This is a genomic window from Halalkalibacillus sediminis (genome assembly GCF_002844535.1).
GTDB lineage: Bacteria > Bacillota > Bacilli > Bacillales > Alkalibacillaceae > Halalkalibacillus_A > Halalkalibacillus_A sediminis.
Genome location: NZ_PJNH01000001.1, coordinates 1,170,322 through 1,187,307, shown reverse-complemented (window position 1 = coordinate 1,187,307; position 16,986 = coordinate 1,170,322). Strand labels below are relative to the sequence as shown.

The following is a 16,986-nucleotide window of genomic DNA, read 5'->3' as shown; positions in this document are numbered from 1 at the left end:
AACAACTTCATACTTGTCCGGTGGCTATAGCAGAGAGGTCACACCTGTTCCCATGCCGAACACAGCCGTTAAGCTCTCTAGCGCCGATGGTAGTTGGGGTTCTTCCCCTGTGAGAGTAGGACGCTGCCGGGCAATAAGTAAAAGCCAGAAAGTTAATATAACTTTCTGGCTTTTTTGATGAAGTTATCGATAAATTATAAAGCAGCCATAGTGGCTGCTTTTTGTTTTATATATTTTTCTATAAATCTATCCTTAGTTCAATTGGGCAATGGTCGCTTCCATAAATATCTGTGTGAGCAGTTGAACTCACTAAAGAAGACTTCAACTTTTCAGAAACAATAAAATAATCAATTCTCCACCCAATATTTCTTTCCCTTACCGTTTTCATATACGACCACCAAGTGAAAATTTGGTCATCTTGAGGATGAAAAAATCTTAACGTGTCAATAAAACCTCCACCTAGAAGTCTGGTCAATTTTTCTCTTTCCTCATAAGTGAAACCAGAATTTCCGTGATTGGTCTTATCATTTCTCACATCAATTTCTTGATGTGCTACATTTAAATCTCCACATAAAATTACGGGTTTTTTCGCTTCCAGTTCTTTTATGTAATCGAAAAATTGATCTTCCCATTCGAGTCTTATTGGCAACCTTTCCAACGATCGCTGAGAGTTTGGTGTATAAACTGTAACAAAATAAAATTCATCGAACTCCAAAGTAATCATTCGTCCCTCTTTACTGGATAATTCATGATTAAAACCGTATAGGACGTTTAATGGTCTGCGTTTGGTGAATACGGCTGTACCAGAGTAACCTTTTCTTTCTGCGTAGTTCCAGTACTGATAATAATCTGGAAGATCCAGTTCTAGGTTGATTTGCCCTTCTTGTAATTTGATTTCCTGTACTGCGAATATATCAGCATTCACTTTATTGAAGTAGTCGAGGAAACCTTTTCTAACGCTTGCTCGTAACCCATTTACATTCCATGATATTAGTTTCATCGTTGTTCTTCCCCTCGTTCACGCTCTTTTTCAATGACCATTTAAGGGTAGCAGAAAAGAAAAGTTTATAAAAGTATTAGATTTGATATTGACTCGTTTGTGTATTAAGCATATAATACACTTATTGACTGTATTAAGCGCGTAATACATATTTTTTTGAAGCAGGTGTATTATCAATGTAATACACTTAGCGAAGTTAGCTTACAACCTAGGGAGTGTAACGTATGAACATTCGGTTTAATAATCGAGACCCAGTGTATGTGCAAGTTGTCCAGCATTTCAAGCAGCAAATGGCGCAAGGCTTTTATGAGCCTGGACAGACGATTCCTTCAAGAAGAGAATTGGCGAATCAACTTAAGATCAATCCTAATACGGCTCAACGGGCATATAAGGAAATGGAGGAAGAAGGTTTGATTACGACTGAAAGAAATCAGCCTAGTAGAATTACTAGGGATGTAAAAGTGATCCATCAAGTGAAAAAAGAATTGGTATTAGATGCTGTAGAAAAATTTATTGAATCCGTGGATTCCATAAATATGCCTTTAGAGGATGCTTTGAAAGTAGTACGAAGTGAATATGAAAAAGGCTCAAAGGGGGGCGCTTAAATGATTGAAGTTAAAAATTTGCAAAAGAAGTTCGGGAGAAAAACGGTTCTGAATGATGTTACTTTCACTGCTGAGAAAGGTGAAATTACATGTTTAATCGGGATTAATGGAGTAGGTAAAACCACTATACTTAACGCCATTACTTCTCTAACATCGATACAAGGCGGTTCCATTACTATTGATGGAAATCCTCGTTCCAAGCATATTTTTGAAAAGGTTTCCTATATACCGGATGCGATTACAATGCTTCCGCATATGAAAATAGAGGAAGCGATGGATTTCATGGATGATTTTTATCAAAATTGGAACCAACAACGTGCTGATGAAATGATTGATTTTTTTAAGCTAAATTCTACTGATAAAATCTCAACTCTTTCAAAAGGTAATACTGCCAAAGTCAACTTGTTACTTGGACTGGCTTTGGATGCTGATTATGTTTTGATGGATGAGCCTTTCTCAGGAATTGATATTTTCAGTCGTGAGCAGATTGCAGAAGTCTTTACGAGTCATTTGATCGAAGACCGAGGAGTGATCATAACGACTCACGAAATAAGTGATATTGAACATTTGATCGATAAAGCAGTTTTATTAGATGAAGGAAAAGTGTATAAAGAATTTCGGACAGAGGAAATCCGTGAAGAAGAAGGAAAATCTGTTGTCGATGTGATGAGGGAGGTTTATCAAAGATGAAGAACTTTTTAAAATTGACTAATTTCGAGTTTAACCGTTTCAGCAAATTACTAGGTGGACTGTTATTGTTTGTATTTGCAATGCAAATGCTAGGAACTTTTATGAAATCAAGAGAATACCTGAGTCGAAAAGATGAGATGATGATTAATGGAGGGGCAACTGCTCAGGATTTCATACTTAGTGAAGGCACTATGAGTTTCCAAAGGATTTCACAGTCTTTATGGTTTAACGCACCTATATTGATATGTGTCGCTGCTGTTTTATTTTATATATTTTTTATATGGTACCGTGAATGGTTTGGTAAAAATACTTTTGTCTATCGTTTGATGACATTACCAACTTCAAGAATGAACATATTTTTTTCGAAGATGATGACGATCCTTATCATTACGTGGACATTCATAGTTGCACAAATAGGTTTTATTTTAGTTGGAAAATGGTTTATGACTCTATTAATTCCTAGGGAGTTCATTTCAGAAAGAACATTGAGTTCCATCATTAACTCAAATGCTGAACTTATGATCATCTATCCAGCGACACTCACAGAGTGGTTCTTGATTTATGGACTTGGTATTACTGTTGTTTCAGTATTGTTTACAGTAGTTCTATTTGAGAGATGTTTACGGATTAAAGGCGCAATTGTAGGTGTGATTTACAGTGCTTTAGCTCTTTTGATCATGTTGCTACCTATTATTTTACAAGATTTAGTGTTAGATGGTTATTTTTATACCAGTGAAATACTTATGTTATTAATTCTTGCTGGAGTAATTGTTTTTTCTTTATCAGCAGTTACCAGTTCATTTTTACTTAATAGAAAGATCCGAGTGTAGGGGGAAATTATAATGAAAAAATATTGGAAGAGTATTACCGCTTTCGCGGTTGCTGTCCTAGGAATAGGGTTATATTATACGTTTAGTTCTTTTGCGTTCGAGGATGCGCCTGATTTTTCAATCAAGACAGTGGAAGGGGATGACCAGATAGTCTCGGATTTGATTATCGACGGTCATATAAGATCCGGAAATACTTTTGATCAGGTATGGATTTCGTCTTCAGGTACTAAGTATCGGTCCAATCAATCTTTTTTTAATTCTATAGAAGGTCCAGAGTATACAACGTCAAGATCTCTTCAAAAGAAATATAAATCGTTTATGAGAGGTAAATCTTATTTTGCTACAAATATGTATGAGGATGAAGGTCACTTATTACATGTAAGTAATTCTATTCGTGGTACGAACAACGGAAATGAATTGGAGCTTTCTAAGTTGGATAAATCTACATCCTCTGCCACTGAGAATAATATAAAGTTGGTTAATACTACTGAGTATTATGATGTACAAGATGTTCAAATTGTTGACGAGAAAGTTGTAGTGGTGACGAGAAATTGGATAAGAGAGGATAATTCAGGAAGTTATCAGATTCACACATATACTTTTGATTTAGATTCATTGGAATTAATTGATGACAATATAATCATTAAGAAGGAAGAAATGGGTGAAAACGATTATGAAGCCCGCATTAGCATGTTATCTAATTCGAAACCGTTATCTCAAAAAGATCATGCGATATTTAGAAAGACAGTAAATAAAATCAATCATACAACACAAGGAAATTATTCGGAAGAAGAAATTTCTAATGATTTATTAGCTTATGAATATTCGACGGGGGAGACAAAAATAATCGAACTCCCTGAAAAATTAAATGGCCTTTCAGTAGAATTCTTTGATGGAGAAGCGTTATATTTTATAAGCCATGATGACGAGAGGAAATTAATTGTTTACAATCTTGGACAAGAAAAAGTTGTTAATGAAATTCATTTGAATGATGTATTAGGGAAAAATGGGTTGGTGAGTACTTCTTTATCACTAAAAGATGGTCAGCTTTATCTATTGGATTATATGAAAAATAAACCTACGATTACAATTATGAACATGGATTCTGAGGATATTATTTATGAAGGTGTAATCCTAGCTTCGAATGACAAGAATCAGGAAATGTTGGAAATTGAAGGTATGAGATTTAAATACTAAGATAAAAGCGTGTACTCTGCATAAGAGTACACGCTTTTTTGTACTTGCGTTTTTCTCAATATTGTATAATAGCCCGCTCTGCTGCATTCATTCCCGCAACATGCCCGGTTGAGAATGCTGCTGTGATGTTGAAGCCACCTGTATAGCCGTGGATATCTAAAATCTCACCACAAAAATATAAACGGTCCATCAGTTTGGAAGCCATTTGGTTTGGAATGATTTCCTTCAATGAGACACCTCCGCCAGTAATGAAGGCTTTTTCAATGGGTAGAGTACCATTTACTTTGAAACGGAAATCTTTCATTAAGCCTGCAAGTTCCATAACTTTCTTCTTCTCCAAATGATGAAACGTACTCATTGGATCGAATGAGGTTCGGTCCATCAGAAATAGCAAATATCGTTCAGGAATTTCTTCTTTCCATAAATGTTTAACGGCTTTATTGGGTTGTCTTTCTGAAGCTTTAATCAATTTTTGGCTTAAGGATTCAGGTGATTCATCTGGAAAAGTATCGATGGAACAAGTAAGTTCGTCCACATCGAACTTTTTTAATGCCTTCACGACATATTGACTGATACGCAAAGCGGCTGGACCAGAGATTCCTTGGTGGGTGAAAATCAGATCCCAACGATGAGTTTTAATCGGCTTTCCATTTGGCTTTAATGCAGTGAGTTCAACATCCCGTATTGAAATCCCTTGAAGGACTTTATCACGAATGAATTTCTCTTTTGAAGTCATAGGAACTTCAGTTGGATATAATTCAGTAATGGTATGTCCAGCTTTTTTAGCCCAAGCATACCCTTGCCCTTCACTTCCTGTGTGAGGTACAGATTTTCCTCCAACTGCAATTACCAATGAAGTGCACTCGACTTTTTCGCCGCCTTCCAAAATCACTTGGTGTTGTTGCTCCCCATAGTCTACAGCTTCAACTTTCGTATTCAATCTAGAATCGATTGAATATACGTCTAGCTCTTTAATCAAAGTCTGCACCACGGTTTTGGCACTATCACTAACAGGAAACATTCTGCCTTTATCTTCTTCTTTCAATTTCACTCCTAGGGATTCGAAATAATCAATGATGGAGTAGTTATTGTATAGAGAAAAGGCACTGTACAGAAATCGACCATTTCCGGGTATATGCGCGATTAGTTCATCATCTGGCAAGACATTTGTGACATTGCAACGTCCCCCGCCACTGATAGCCAACTTGCGTCCGAGTTTACTTCCTTTTTCAATTAATAAGGTTTTTGCACCAGATCGGCCAGCTGAAATTGCAGCCATTAAGCCTGATGGGCCACCTCCAATGATAATTACATCATATTTCAATTATATTTCATGCCCTTCTACGTATTTTTCTTTGCTAATTCTATGATAGAATAAAAATGTCGAATTGAAAAACAATAGTAGGTGTAATAATGGCAAAATCAAATATAGTGAGAGGCACCATGATGTTGTCGGGTGCCAATTTTTTATCTAAATTACTAGGAATGCTTTACACGATTCCTTTTTTTATGCTTGTAGGTGGAACAGGTGGTGCGCTTTACAACTATGCGTATGTCCCCTATATGATTTTTATAAGTATTGCGACTCTTGGGATTCCTTTAGCGATGTCGAAGTTTGTATCTAAGTATCATTCAATGGGTGACTATGCTACTAAAGAGTCGATGTTCAGGACAGGTATGGCGATTATGATCGGTACAGGTTTCGTAGCCTTTGCTGTGATGTTTTTGAGTGCCGGTTGGTTAGCGGGCCTTGTTATCCCGAATGAAAAGATGGAAAACAGTGTTGAAGATGTTAAGTTCGTCATTCAGATGGTCAGTTTCGCATTACTAATCATTCCTCCAATGAGTCTTGTTCGTGGATATTTTCAGGGACATGAATCCATGGGTCCGACAGCTGTATCTGTAGTTGTAGAACAAATCGTTCGTATTGGTTTCGTACTTGCAGGTGCTTTCGTTGTCATCCATGTACTTGGAGGAACAGTTACTTTTGCGGTTGGAGTTGCAACTTTTGCTGCCTTTATCGGTGCAATTGCGTCTGCCTTGGTGTTACTAGGATACTATAAAAAACGTAGACCTCTAATAGAAAAAGAAATGGATGAAGCTGAGGTCGAATCCAGTTTTACTAGGGTACAAATGACGAAAGAATTGCTTTCGTATGCAGGTCCATTTGTATTAGTGGGCATCGCAACACCTCTTTATCAACTGGTAGATCAATTTACTTTTAATCGTGCGATGGCTCAAATTGGACAGGCGGGAATATCTGAGGACCTTTTTTCTGTAATTAGTTTTTACGGTCATAAACTTGCGATTATACCGGTTACATTAGCTACGGGGTTATCCCTGGCTGTACTTCCAGCCATTACAGGAGCATTTACCCGAGACGATTATGATGAATACACCCATTATATTAACCAAGCCTTATTGATCATAATCTTCATCATTCTTCCGGCCGTAGTAGGATTATCTCTATTATCAGACCAGGCTTACGGATCTTTTTATAGTGTAGATTCCATAAGTTATGCAGGTCCTTTGCTTGCTTATTATGCACCTGTAGCGTTATTCTTTGCTTTATTTACAGTAAGTGCCTCGATCCTGCAAGGGATCAATCGACAGAACTTCACTCTATTGAGCTTGTCTACTGGACTAGGAATTAAAATTATCGCAAACGTACCATTCATTATGTGGTTCGGTGCAAAAGGTGCCGTGTTCGCAACTGGGTTAGCAGTCATTACAGCTTCAGCTATGAACCTTATTAAAATCTATCGAGTTACTAGATTTAATATCCGTCCATTATTTAAAAAGACATTACTAATCGCTATTATGACTACGGTCATGGGCACCTTTGTCTTACTTGCAAATATGATCGTAGGAAGCTTTTTTGCTGAAGAACCAAGTAAATTGAAGTTAATCACTCAATTAGTGTTCTCAGTTGGAATAGGAGCTTATATATATTTCGTAATTGCTTATCATACAACTCTGTTAGAACGATTGTTAGGTAGTAGGGTGAAACGCTTCTCGAAAGTGTTCTTTGACTTCAAATAACTTTTCATATATAAAAGTGGGGTGCTCTTTTGCGAATCGACAAGCTTTTATCGAACCAAGGTTTTGGTTCTAGGAAAGACGTTAAGAAACTTTTGAAAAAAAAGATGGTCATAGTTGATGGGGAAACTATATCTTCTTCATCGACTCATGTGGACCCTGAGACGTCTGAGGTTTATGTTGGTAATGAAAAAGTGCACTACCAATCCTATATCTACCTAATGATGAATAAACCAACAGGCGTTATCTCTGCAACGCACGACGACATGCATCAATGCGTAATAGATCTGATTGAAGAAAAATATCGCCCTCAACATTTATTTCCAGTAGGGCGATTAGATAAAGATACGACAGGCCTTTTATTAATTACTAATGATGGAGAATTTTCGCATCAGCTGATGTCCCCCAAAAAACATGTTGATAAAGTATATGAAGCAACCGTAACCTGTGAAGTGACCGACGAAGATATCAGGAGGTTCGAATCGGGAATCACTTTAGAGGACGGGTATGAAACAAAGCCAGCTTTACTTAAAGTGAATCGAACAACTACTGAGACCTCTGATGTGACCATAACGATATCTGAAGGAAAATTCCATCAGATCAAAAGAATGTTCAAAGCGGTTGATAAACATGTTTTGACGCTGAAGCGTGTGAAAATCGGTAACCTGACCCTTGATTCACACTTGGAGGAAGGACAATACCGTGAACTCACACCTGATGAAATAGCTTCACTTTCCAATGCATAAAAATATCGTTTTAACTTCTTAGATAAGAAGAAATCATGTACAATATAGAAAAGTGTCTAAAAATTCACACAAGAAAGAAGAGTGGTCATGAATGGCTGATGAACCCCATTATTTTATTGGAATACCTATACCTTCTGAGGTAAGTGAGGTATTGGCCGACTGGCAAAATGAAGTAGAGCCATTTGTAAAATATAAAAAGTGGGTACATATGGATGATTTTCATGTAACAATCAAATTTTTGGGTGCGGTTTCTTCTAGTCAGGTAAGGCAGGTAGAAGAGCTGATGAAAGATCTTAAAGACTACTCCCCATTTGAACTTGCTTTAAATGGTATCAACTTCTTCGGAAAAGAGGATCAGCCTAGGGTGATGTATGGGCTTATAGAAAAAGAAGAAAACCTACTGTCTATTAAGAATTTGATGGAAACCAAATTAAAGAAGTTGGGATTTGAAGAAGACAAGAGGCGTTTCCGCCCCCATGTCACATTGGCAAAAAAGTGGGAAAAGGATAAGCTGCAACTATCTCTTGAAGCTTTAAATCAAAAACTTGACCAAACTTCTTCCTCATTTAAGGTGAATTGCATAAATCTTTATCGTGTACATCCGGAACGAGAACGTAAATATGAAGTAGTAAAAACATATCCTATATAAAGCAAAGGTGAACATGGATGGCTCAATTAATTAAATTACAAGATTATATATCTCGATATGAATCAGATATCTTCCAGTACACCGGACAATTTATACGTTTCAAAAAAGAGAATTATTCATCTATTCATGAACAATGGCAACAACACCTTTCTGGTGATTTAATATTTGATGAACCTAAGGAGGAAAAAGAAAATTCCTCTAGATTGAAAAAATGGTGGAGAAGAAATAAAGAAAAAGAAGACATTGATGTGGAAGAGCCTGTTATACACTGGCCTGAAACTGAGCTGGAGTTAAAGCATCAATTTTTAGATAAAGTATTTGCTTTTCAGCTGAAGTGGGCTTCCAGTACACTTCAAGAGGTATCATTCTTGGATAAAATGTATGAACAGGATGAAAGGTTGAAATATTTTCTTCAGCGATTCCCAGATACGTTCTTAATCTTATATCAGCCGATTTTCAAATTAAAAAATGCAGCTGTTGAGGCGGAAGTGATTATAGTCACTCCGGCTAAAATCATGTGCCTTTCACTATTGGAGAATTCTGATGATGAAGCGTATTATGAAGCGGTCGATGAAAGAAAATGGAATGTAGTAGAAAATCAAGAGGAGCGAACGATTGTCAGCCCGATGATTGGTCTTAAGAGAATGGAGAAGACGATACATAGCATTTTGGATCTTAAAGGATTGGAGTACCCTGTAGAAAAGGTGATTTTATCTGAAAGTCATCATGTAACTCATCAGCAAAAACTTTATAAAACCCAAGTTATCGACTCGAAAAATTATCAACAATGGTTTCAGGAACATAGAAGAACCAGCTATCCTTTAAAGCATCAACAATTAAAAATAGCTGAAGCTTTACTTCAACATACACAAAAGACGTCCATCAAAAGACCCGTATGGGAGGACGATGATGACGTCTTTTCTGAGGAGTAACTATTGATTTTGTGGAATTGCATGAATAGGATCTTTTGCTGGCCGGCCAAGATAATAACCTTGAGCAAGGTCCACACCTTGACTTGTTAACCACTCTAGTTCTTCTTTTGTTTCAATACCTTCGGCTAGTGTAACTATACCTAGTTTCTTTCCAAGTTCAATCGCTTGAGAAATGAAGGATTGTTTTTCTTGATTATTGGCACAATCATCAATGTAAGCTCGGTCGATCTTTATTATATCTGGTTCTAGTTCACTCAACTTCTCTAAATTATTAAATCCTGCGCCCAAGTCATCCAGTGCTACTCGCATACCTGAGGTTTGGTATTTATAAAGGATTTCTTTCAAGTGATTAGTGTCATCAATCTCCTCTGTTTCAACTACTTCAAAGACTAATTCATTTTCCTTGACGCCGTACTCCTCAACAATAGAGAAAGTGTGCTGCAGACAAAAATCAGGATTATAGATAGATGAGGGAAGAAAGTTGATGAAACAGTAATAACCTGGACCAATTTCTTCTGCTTTCTTTTGAATGGCCAATTTTCTTGCTCTCTGATCTAAAAAGGAATGCAGACCAGCATCATCAGCGAATTTAAACAACTGACCAGGGCTGACTGTTTGAGCGGTGGTACGAATTAACGACTCATAACCATATAGCTCATTTTTTTGTATATTAAAAATGGGCTGAAGATGGGCTTCAAATTGTTCGTTCTCAATAATCTTTACTAGTTCAGGGTTAATTGAGCGGTGGTAAAGGTGTTTGATCATCAGGTGCATGGGCCTTTTAATCTCTTCTGTTGGTGATAATTTAATCCATTCTTCCCCATAACCTGCATCGATCCAACCTTTTAAGGCGGGTATGATTTCTTGATGTGAATCGTAAGGGATTGATAAATGTGAAGGTGATAATTGTGTCGCTTCAATATATTTCTCTACTAATTCATACGCATTAGATGATGAGTGAACGTGAAGAAAACCACTTTCAACGAGTGGTGAAACTGTGCCGCAAAATTTACATAATGTTTCCAAATGAAACACTCCATTCTAAGTTTTGATAGCTCAAAGATCCAAATCATTATTAAATTATAAAATGAAACCCAAATTTGATGTAGCAAATGTTGAATAAAAAGGAGTTCAATCTATGTATGTGATGATCATCAACCCTAAAGCGGGAAATTATAAGTCCCAAGAAGTCCTTGAATCCTTTCTGAGTGATTATCCTCAATATAAAAATAAGTGTAAAACATTCTATTCTGAATATCCTGGCCATGCTGAAAAATTGGCACAACAAGTTGGCTCTTTTTATCACCAACAAATTGAAATGCTTTTCATTTTTGGAGGGGACGGCACATTATATGAAGTTATGAACGGGATAAAAGCATTTCCTGATATTCCAGTCTCATTTGTCCCGACTGGCTCAGGGAATGATTTTGCTAGAGGCTGTAAAACACCTTTAGACGCATACGAGCAACTTAGGGCATCACTTAAATACAAAGGGTTGAAACCTTACTGGTTCGGAGTCTATCAAACTGATTTTAAGAATCCATCGAACCAACGTTTATTCTCCACCTGCCTAGGGTTTGGGTTTGATGCGGAAGTGGCTGAACGAGCAAACCGTTCTTTTTTGAAGAAATGGTTCAATCGTATGAGGTTGAAATCACTTATCTATGTCTTTGGACTCATAGCTACTTTGTTTATATATAGACCAAAAAGATTATCTCTAAACATAAATGGTGAAAAAAAAGAATTTGATGATCTTTGGATGTTGACGGTCAGTAATCATCCGTATTTTGGAGGAGGCATGAAGATTGCTCCTGAAGCAACCATCAACTCAGATGAGTTTACTGTCACAGTTGTTCAAAAGATCTCAAAATGGAAGCTGTTGCTATTGTTCTCTACAGTTTTTAAAGGGAAACACACGAAGCTTAAAGAAGTACATACTTTCAAAGCCTCAACTATAGAATTATTTTCTTCAGAACAGTTGACTTACCAAGCTGATGGTTTCACTGGAAAGTGTTATAAATGTAAGGTTTCAAAGGAGTCAAAAGAGAGAATGGTTGTAAGAAATTAATGTAAAATTTAAATAACCTCTTGATACTTAGTGATGATATACGTTAATCTTATCTAGTCTGCAAAATTAAATGCAGAAATTTTATGTATGAATTTTAATCATTGATAGCTTGAATTATACTTTTGAAAAAGTAGGTGAAAGTGATGGAACATATACTTGGTCCTGAATGGTCCATTCATCCCGCAGGAGGTACATCTGGCGAAGCATATGTCGCTAAAAGTCCAGAAGAGAAATTATTTTTAAAACGAAATTCTTCACCTTTCTTAGCGATTTTGTCAGCTGAAGGCATAGTGCCTAAACTTATGTGGACTAAGCGCTTAGCAAATGGTGATGTCATAACGGCTCAAAAATGGCTTGAAGGCCGTGTGCTGCGCAAGAGTGAGATGAAATCGAATCTAGTGACTGAAATGTTAAGCAAAATCCATCACTCTACTGAAATTCTTGATTTATTTATGAGAATGGGAAAAGAGCCTTTTGAGCCCTCAGGTTTACTTTTTAATTTGATGAAGCGATGCGAACAATTGGAATTAATGGACAGAAGCTTCATTACTGAGACATTAGAGTACCTTTCAAGCTCTTTAAAATATGTTGAAAACCAGTCAAAGGTTGTTTGTCATGCAGACATCAATCATGAGAATTGCTTATATGCCGAGGATGAAAACCTCTATTTGATTGACTGGGATCAAGCAGTTATCGCTGACCCAGCAATGGATTTGAGTATGATTCTTGACCAGTATGTACCTCGTGAACAGTGGGGAAGCTGGCTTAAGGAATATGGTCACGATATGACTGAAAACCTGTTGGAGAGAATCAGATGGTACAAGTTGGCTCATTCAATTTCAAACTACATTTGGCACCTCGAAAGAAAACAACTAGAGAAACTGAATGAAGTGGAAGAAAACTTGAAACGACAGACAAATATAACAGCTTAAATAACTATCAATCTATATCTTCGATGAGTTCATCTTGGATATAGATTTTTTTCTTGTATAATAAGAATTAATTGAAAGATTTGAGGTGACAGAATGAGATTAAGACACAAGCCTTGGGCAGATGATTACATTGCTGAGAGCACACACATTGTTACTCCTAAACCTTTTGAACAAAAAGGGGAATGGAATAAAGTATTCGACGAGAGTCAGCCCCTAGCTTTGGAAATAGGCACTGGGAAAGGGCAATTTATCGCTGGTATGGCTGAGAAGAACCCTAGTGTGAACTTTATCGGAATGGAGCGCGCAAAAAGTGTTATTGTGAGCGCAATCCAAAAGGTGGATGAAGCAGGTGTGAAAAATGCTCGGCTCATACACGAAAACGCTAAAGATTTAAGAGAGATGTTCGGTTCCAATGAAGTGGATACGATCTATCTAAATTTTTCAGATCCGTGGCCGAAAACTAGACATGAGAAAAGACGACTTACGTTCCATACATTTTTAGAACAATATAAGGATGTTCTGAAACCAGATGGGGAAGTTATCTTAAAAACAGATAATCAACACCTTTTCGAATATTCGCTAGTGAGCTTTTCGCAGTATGGCATGAAATTGGAAGAGGTTGTATTGGATTTGCATGCTCTAGACGATGAAACCAATGTGATGACTGAATATGAAGAAAAATTCTCTAATAAAGGACAAAGAATTTATCGATGTATAGCTAAGTTTCAATAACTATTAGGAGGTCTTGTATCGATGGAAACTATGACAATTGGACGAGCTAAACTGACTTGGTTAAATGGTGGGGTCACTCATATGGATGGCGGAGCTATGTTTGGTGTTGTTCCAAGACCATTATGGAGTAAGAAGTATCCTAGTAACGAAAATAATCAAATTGAACTTCGTACAGATCCTATTCTTTTGCAGTTAGATGATAAAAACTATTTGATCGAATCTGGTATTGGCAAAGGTAAGTTTAGTGAAAAGCAGCTAAGGAACTATGGAGTTTTTGAAGAATCAAAATTGGATCAGTCTTTGGCTGAAGTAGGATTGAAGGCGGAAGATATTGATGAGGTTCTTATGACTCATTTACACTTTGATCATGCTTGTGGACTGACTAAATATGAAAATAATGAGTTGGTCTCCACGTTCCCGAATGCAACGATTCATGTTTCCCAGACTGAATGGGATGAAATGAGAAATCCGAATATGCGATCGAAAAATACGTACTGGGAAGAAAACTGGAAGCCTGTTAAAGAGCAAGTTGTTCCATTTGACCAAGAAATTGAAGTGGCTGATGGTTTGCGCATGATCCATACAGGGGGACATAGTGATGGGCACTGTGTCATCAAATTCGATGATGGTGAAGATAAATTCATTCATATGGCAGACTTGATGCCTACACATGGTCATCAAAATCCATTATGGGTACTAGCTTATGATGATTTTCCTGTCACTAGTGTGCACGTGAAGAAAGAGTTGCAAGATGAGGCATATTCATCAAATCGTTGGTTTATCTTTTATCATGATGCCATTTATAGAGCGCTTAAATTCGATGACGAGAAGAAAATTGCTGAAAGTGTTGAGAGAGAACAATATCCTTATGAATAATCAAAGGTGAGCCATTTTTTCATGGCTCACCTTTTTATTTAACCTATCTTACTGCTTTCAATTAATTTACCGTTCGTTGCATCGACAAAGAACTCATATTGTGTTGTTTCTCCATCGACATTTCGAGTGACTCCACCTCGATAGACAAGCAAATTCTCATCACTTTTAGAGTAGTTTTCCTTCTCCATAATGATCCATGAACCACTGATCGGGCCATCTTGTTTAAAGACTTCTTTCGCCCTTTTGAGTGCTACTTCAGGTACTAACCATTGGTCTTTTACTTTTTTACCGATAATAGTACCAACTGTAATACCTACAGCAGCAGGTGCGATTAACTTATACCATCTCATCATCTTCACTCCATTTGAATTACTTGTAATCTATTATAAAGGTTTTATCGACAACTTAAAACAGAAATGATAATCATATGGAATATTTCTGAGAGTTTCGTTATAATAAAAAAAGGTGTAGCTAACAGAAAGACTATAATTGATGGTTGGAGTGATACATAATGAATCAAGAGACGAGAGAAATGTTCAAGACTTTGACTGAACTCCCTGGTGCGCCAGGTAACGAACATCAAGTTCGTCAGTATATGAAGGGAGAACTGGAAAAATACTCTGATGAAGTGATTCAAGATCGTTTAGGAGGAGTATTTGGTGTGCGTAATGGTGACGGACCCAAAGTAATGGTGGCTGGACATATGGATGAAGTCGGTTTCATGGTAACTCAGGTCACTGACAACGGGATGCTCCGTTTCCAAACGCTTGGTGGTTGGTGGAATCAAGTGATGCTGGCTCAGCGAGTTCAAGTAATCACAGACGAAGGTCCGGTTGATGGCGTCATTGGATCCATTCCTCCTCACAATTTAACTCCTGAACAACGTAAGAAGCCGATGGATGTCAAAAATATGCTGATTGATATTGGTGCTGATGATCAAGAAGACGTGAAGCGAATTGGCGTTCGTCCTGGTCAACCTGTGGTGCCTGTATGTCCATTTACTCCAATGGCTAATGAAAAGAAAATCATGGCTAAAGCATGGGATAATCGTTATGGTTGTGGACTTTCAATTGATTTATTAAAAGAATTGCACGGTAAGCCTTTGAATAATCAATTGTATTCTGGTGCAACTGTACAAGAAGAAGTTGGTTTACGGGGAGCTCAGGCCGCAGCGAATATGATCAAACCAGATATTTTCTTTGCGATGGATGCTTCACCTGCAAACGATATGAGTGGTAAGAAAGAAGAGTTCGGTCAATTAGGGAAAGGTGCTTTACTTCGAATCTTTGACCGCACGATGGTTACTCATAGAGGAATGAGAGAATTTTTATTAGACACGGCAGAAACGAATAACATTCCGTACCAATACTTCATTTCTCAGGGTGGAACAGATGCTGGACGGGTTCATATTTCCAATGAAGGTGTACCATCAGCAGTAGTGGGAATTTGTTCAAGATATATCCACACTAGTTCTTCGATGATTCACATTGATGATTATGCGGCGGCAAAAGAATTGATTGTGAACTTAGTACAATCTATTGATCAAACAACTGTAGACACCATAAAAAATAACGGATAAAAAAATAGATGACTGCGTCATGGACGCAGTCATCAATAACTTTTTTTACTCGAAATAATAGGTTAGAATTTCGATTACTTGGTCCAAGTTTTCCACCGTGGCAGTTGCTTGGTTTGATAATTCCTTTAATGGATGAATCAATGATTCAGGTCGCACTAGGATCAGAGGCTTGTTTTGGCCAATGGCGATTCCAGCGTCCATGGCAGTGTTCCACTGTTTATATTTTTCACCGAACAATGCAATTACAGCATCAGATTTCTGCATCATAATACTTGTTCTGAAATTGTTTATACTAGATGCTGCATCGTCTCGGTAAAATGCGCCCGGTTGTTGACCTAGGATTTTTTCACCAATATCATCTGAAAGATCGTGGTTTTCTTGTGGACCGTAAAATTTAATATCAAGGTTTTTGACTTTAGCTTTTTCTTTTAATTCATCGCGCCAGTCGTCATGAATTTGACCAGCTAAATAGACAGATAAACTCATACATATAGCCTCCATTCAAATAATAGATTATAGAATTATAATGAACTCTTTTAAGAGAAAAAGTCAAATGTTAGAAAAGGAGTATAGGAGAGAGAAGAAAAATGAAAAAATTAAAAATGATAGTGTCTTTAATCGTGGTTTTTGGTTTATTAGGTGCTTGCTCTCAATCTAAAGAAGAAATTTTCAATCAATCTGAGAGACAAGTGAAAGATGTGTTCATATCATCTGAGTTAATTGAGCCCAACACTGAATTTAAGAATTTCAATATCTTTAAACCTGATGAGCTTGAGGTACTCGAAGATGGAAAGAATAACGTGGTGTTCACTGATGGAGAACAACCATACATCTTATTTATCAATGAATTGGAAGAGCCAAATAGTAAATGGTTTTATAACCAAGTGATTGAGAGCGAAGAGAAAAGTGATTACTTGACAACTTTTGAAAATGACGAAGAGTTTGCATATTTTAATGTGATAGAAAAGCAGGATGAATCATATGAGCTTCAATTAGGAATTGGAGGCGTCAAGATGGCTACGATCTCAGAAAAAGATGAGATTGAAGCTGATGTTACTAAAATGATTCAAATGATTAAGTCTCTAGAGAGAAAATAGATATTGAATATTAG

The 16,986-nt window shown here is 37.0% G+C and carries 19 protein-coding genes and 1 rRNA gene; 15 read left to right on the top strand and 5 right to left on the bottom strand.

The features are described 5' to 3' along the window. Positions 1–16: 16 nt before the first annotated feature. Positions 17–132 (top strand): 5S ribosomal RNA (gene rrf / locus CEY16_RS06275). 106 nt (positions 133–238) lie between these two features. Here rrf and CEY16_RS06270 read toward each other — a convergent pair. Then, entirely contained in the window at positions 239–1,000 is a 762-nt protein-coding gene (locus tag CEY16_RS06270) for an exodeoxyribonuclease III (protein WP_101331088.1), read from the bottom strand. 224 nt (positions 1,001–1,224) lie between these two features. Here CEY16_RS06270 and CEY16_RS06265 point away from each other — a divergent pair, with 224 nt between their 5' ends. From CEY16_RS06265 to CEY16_RS06250, 4 genes are read left to right on the top strand one after another with little or no spacing between them, the layout of a single operon-like run. Continuing rightward, positions 1,225–1,605 carry a GntR family transcriptional regulator gene (locus CEY16_RS06265; protein WP_101331087.1) on the top strand — a complete coding sequence of 127 codons (381 nt, stop codon included), beginning with the start codon at positions 1,225–1,227 and terminating at the stop codon, positions 1,603–1,605. Further along, a complete protein-coding gene (locus CEY16_RS06260; RefSeq protein ID WP_101331086.1) occupies positions 1,606–2,295 on the top strand; it encodes an ATP-binding cassette domain-containing protein in 690 nt (229 codons plus the stop codon). Beyond that, entirely contained in the window at positions 2,292–3,125 is an 834-nt protein-coding gene (locus CEY16_RS06255) for a hypothetical protein (protein ID WP_101331085.1), read from the top strand. Before CEY16_RS06260 ends, CEY16_RS06255 begins: the two co-directional genes overlap by 4 nt. A gap of 12 nt (positions 3,126–3,137) precedes the next feature. Further along, positions 3,138–4,322: a hypothetical protein gene (locus CEY16_RS06250; RefSeq protein WP_101331084.1), complete on the top strand. Its 1,185-nt coding sequence runs from the start codon at positions 3,138–3,140 to the stop codon at positions 4,320–4,322. 55 nt (positions 4,323–4,377) lie between these two features. Here the strand turns inward: CEY16_RS06250 and CEY16_RS06245 are convergent, their stop codons facing one another. Further along, positions 4,378–5,646 (bottom strand): BaiN/RdsA family NAD(P)/FAD-dependent oxidoreductase, encoded by a 1,269-nt coding sequence (locus tag CEY16_RS06245; RefSeq protein ID WP_101331083.1) that lies wholly within the window; start codon positions 5,644–5,646, stop codon positions 4,378–4,380. A gap of 89 nt (positions 5,647–5,735) precedes the next feature. Here CEY16_RS06245 and CEY16_RS06240 point away from each other — a divergent pair, with 89 nt between their 5' ends. The 4 genes from CEY16_RS06240 (at position 5,736) to CEY16_RS06225 (ending at position 9,688) form a co-directional block, all read left to right on the top strand. Then, a complete protein-coding gene (locus CEY16_RS06240) occupies positions 5,736–7,364 on the top strand; it encodes a putative polysaccharide biosynthesis protein (protein ID WP_101331082.1) in 1,629 nt (542 codons plus the stop codon). 29 nt (positions 7,365–7,393) lie between these two features. Further along, complete coding sequence (locus CEY16_RS06235; protein WP_101331081.1) at positions 7,394–8,107, top strand: pseudouridine synthase; 714 nt, start codon at positions 7,394–7,396, stop codon at positions 8,105–8,107. 91 nt (positions 8,108–8,198) lie between these two features. After that, on the top strand, positions 8,199–8,756 hold the full coding sequence (gene thpR / locus CEY16_RS06230; protein WP_101331080.1) for an RNA 2',3'-cyclic phosphodiesterase: 558 nt from the start codon (positions 8,199–8,201) through the stop codon (positions 8,754–8,756). Positions 8,757–8,773: 17 nt separating this feature from the next. Continuing rightward, entirely contained in the window at positions 8,774–9,688 is a 915-nt protein-coding gene (locus tag CEY16_RS06225; protein ID WP_101331079.1) for a hypothetical protein, read from the top strand. On the opposite strand, the gene CEY16_RS06220 is transcribed toward CEY16_RS06225, so the two are convergent. Then, positions 9,689–10,714, bottom strand: coding sequence for an EAL domain-containing protein (locus CEY16_RS06220; RefSeq protein WP_101331078.1), 1,026 nt, complete (start codon positions 10,712–10,714; stop codon positions 9,689–9,691). Between the two features lie 112 nt (positions 10,715–10,826). Between CEY16_RS06220 and CEY16_RS06215 the strand changes: the two genes are divergently transcribed. From CEY16_RS06215 to CEY16_RS06200, 4 genes are all read left to right on the top strand, one after another. After that, a complete protein-coding gene (locus CEY16_RS06215; protein WP_101331077.1) occupies positions 10,827–11,756 on the top strand; it encodes a diacylglycerol/lipid kinase family protein in 930 nt (309 codons plus the stop codon). Between the two features lie 143 nt (positions 11,757–11,899). Next, positions 11,900–12,688 carry a phosphotransferase family protein gene (locus CEY16_RS06210; protein WP_101331076.1) on the top strand — a complete coding sequence of 263 codons (789 nt, stop codon included), beginning with the start codon at positions 11,900–11,902 and terminating at the stop codon, positions 12,686–12,688. Positions 12,689–12,781: 93 nt separating this feature from the next. After that, positions 12,782–13,420: a tRNA (guanosine(46)-N7)-methyltransferase TrmB gene (gene trmB, locus CEY16_RS06205; protein WP_101331075.1), complete on the top strand. Its 639-nt coding sequence runs from the start codon at positions 12,782–12,784 to the stop codon at positions 13,418–13,420. Between the two features lie 21 nt (positions 13,421–13,441). After that, entirely contained in the window at positions 13,442–14,296 is an 855-nt protein-coding gene (locus CEY16_RS06200; RefSeq protein WP_101331074.1) for a YtnP family quorum-quenching lactonase, read from the top strand. 38 nt (positions 14,297–14,334) lie between these two features. On the opposite strand, the gene CEY16_RS06195 is transcribed toward CEY16_RS06200, so the two are convergent. Then, positions 14,335–14,646, bottom strand: a complete 312-nt coding sequence (locus CEY16_RS06195; protein WP_101331073.1) for a PepSY domain-containing protein — start codon at positions 14,644–14,646, stop codon at positions 14,335–14,337. A gap of 161 nt (positions 14,647–14,807) precedes the next feature. Between CEY16_RS06195 and CEY16_RS06190 the strand changes: the two genes are divergently transcribed. Next, positions 14,808–15,875 (top strand): M42 family metallopeptidase, encoded by a 1,068-nt coding sequence (locus CEY16_RS06190; RefSeq protein ID WP_101331072.1) that lies wholly within the window; start codon positions 14,808–14,810, stop codon positions 15,873–15,875. A 45-nt stretch (positions 15,876–15,920) separates the two neighbouring features. On the opposite strand, the gene CEY16_RS06185 is transcribed toward CEY16_RS06190, so the two are convergent. Then, positions 15,921–16,361 carry a YtoQ family protein gene (locus CEY16_RS06185; protein WP_101331071.1) on the bottom strand — a complete coding sequence of 147 codons (441 nt, stop codon included), beginning with the start codon at positions 16,359–16,361 and terminating at the stop codon, positions 15,921–15,923. Positions 16,362–16,462: 101 nt separating this feature from the next. Here CEY16_RS06185 and CEY16_RS06180 point away from each other — a divergent pair, with 101 nt between their 5' ends. Then, on the top strand, positions 16,463–16,972 hold the full coding sequence (locus CEY16_RS06180) for a hypothetical protein (protein WP_101331070.1): 510 nt from the start codon (positions 16,463–16,465) through the stop codon (positions 16,970–16,972). Positions 16,973–16,986: the final 14 nt, after the last annotated feature.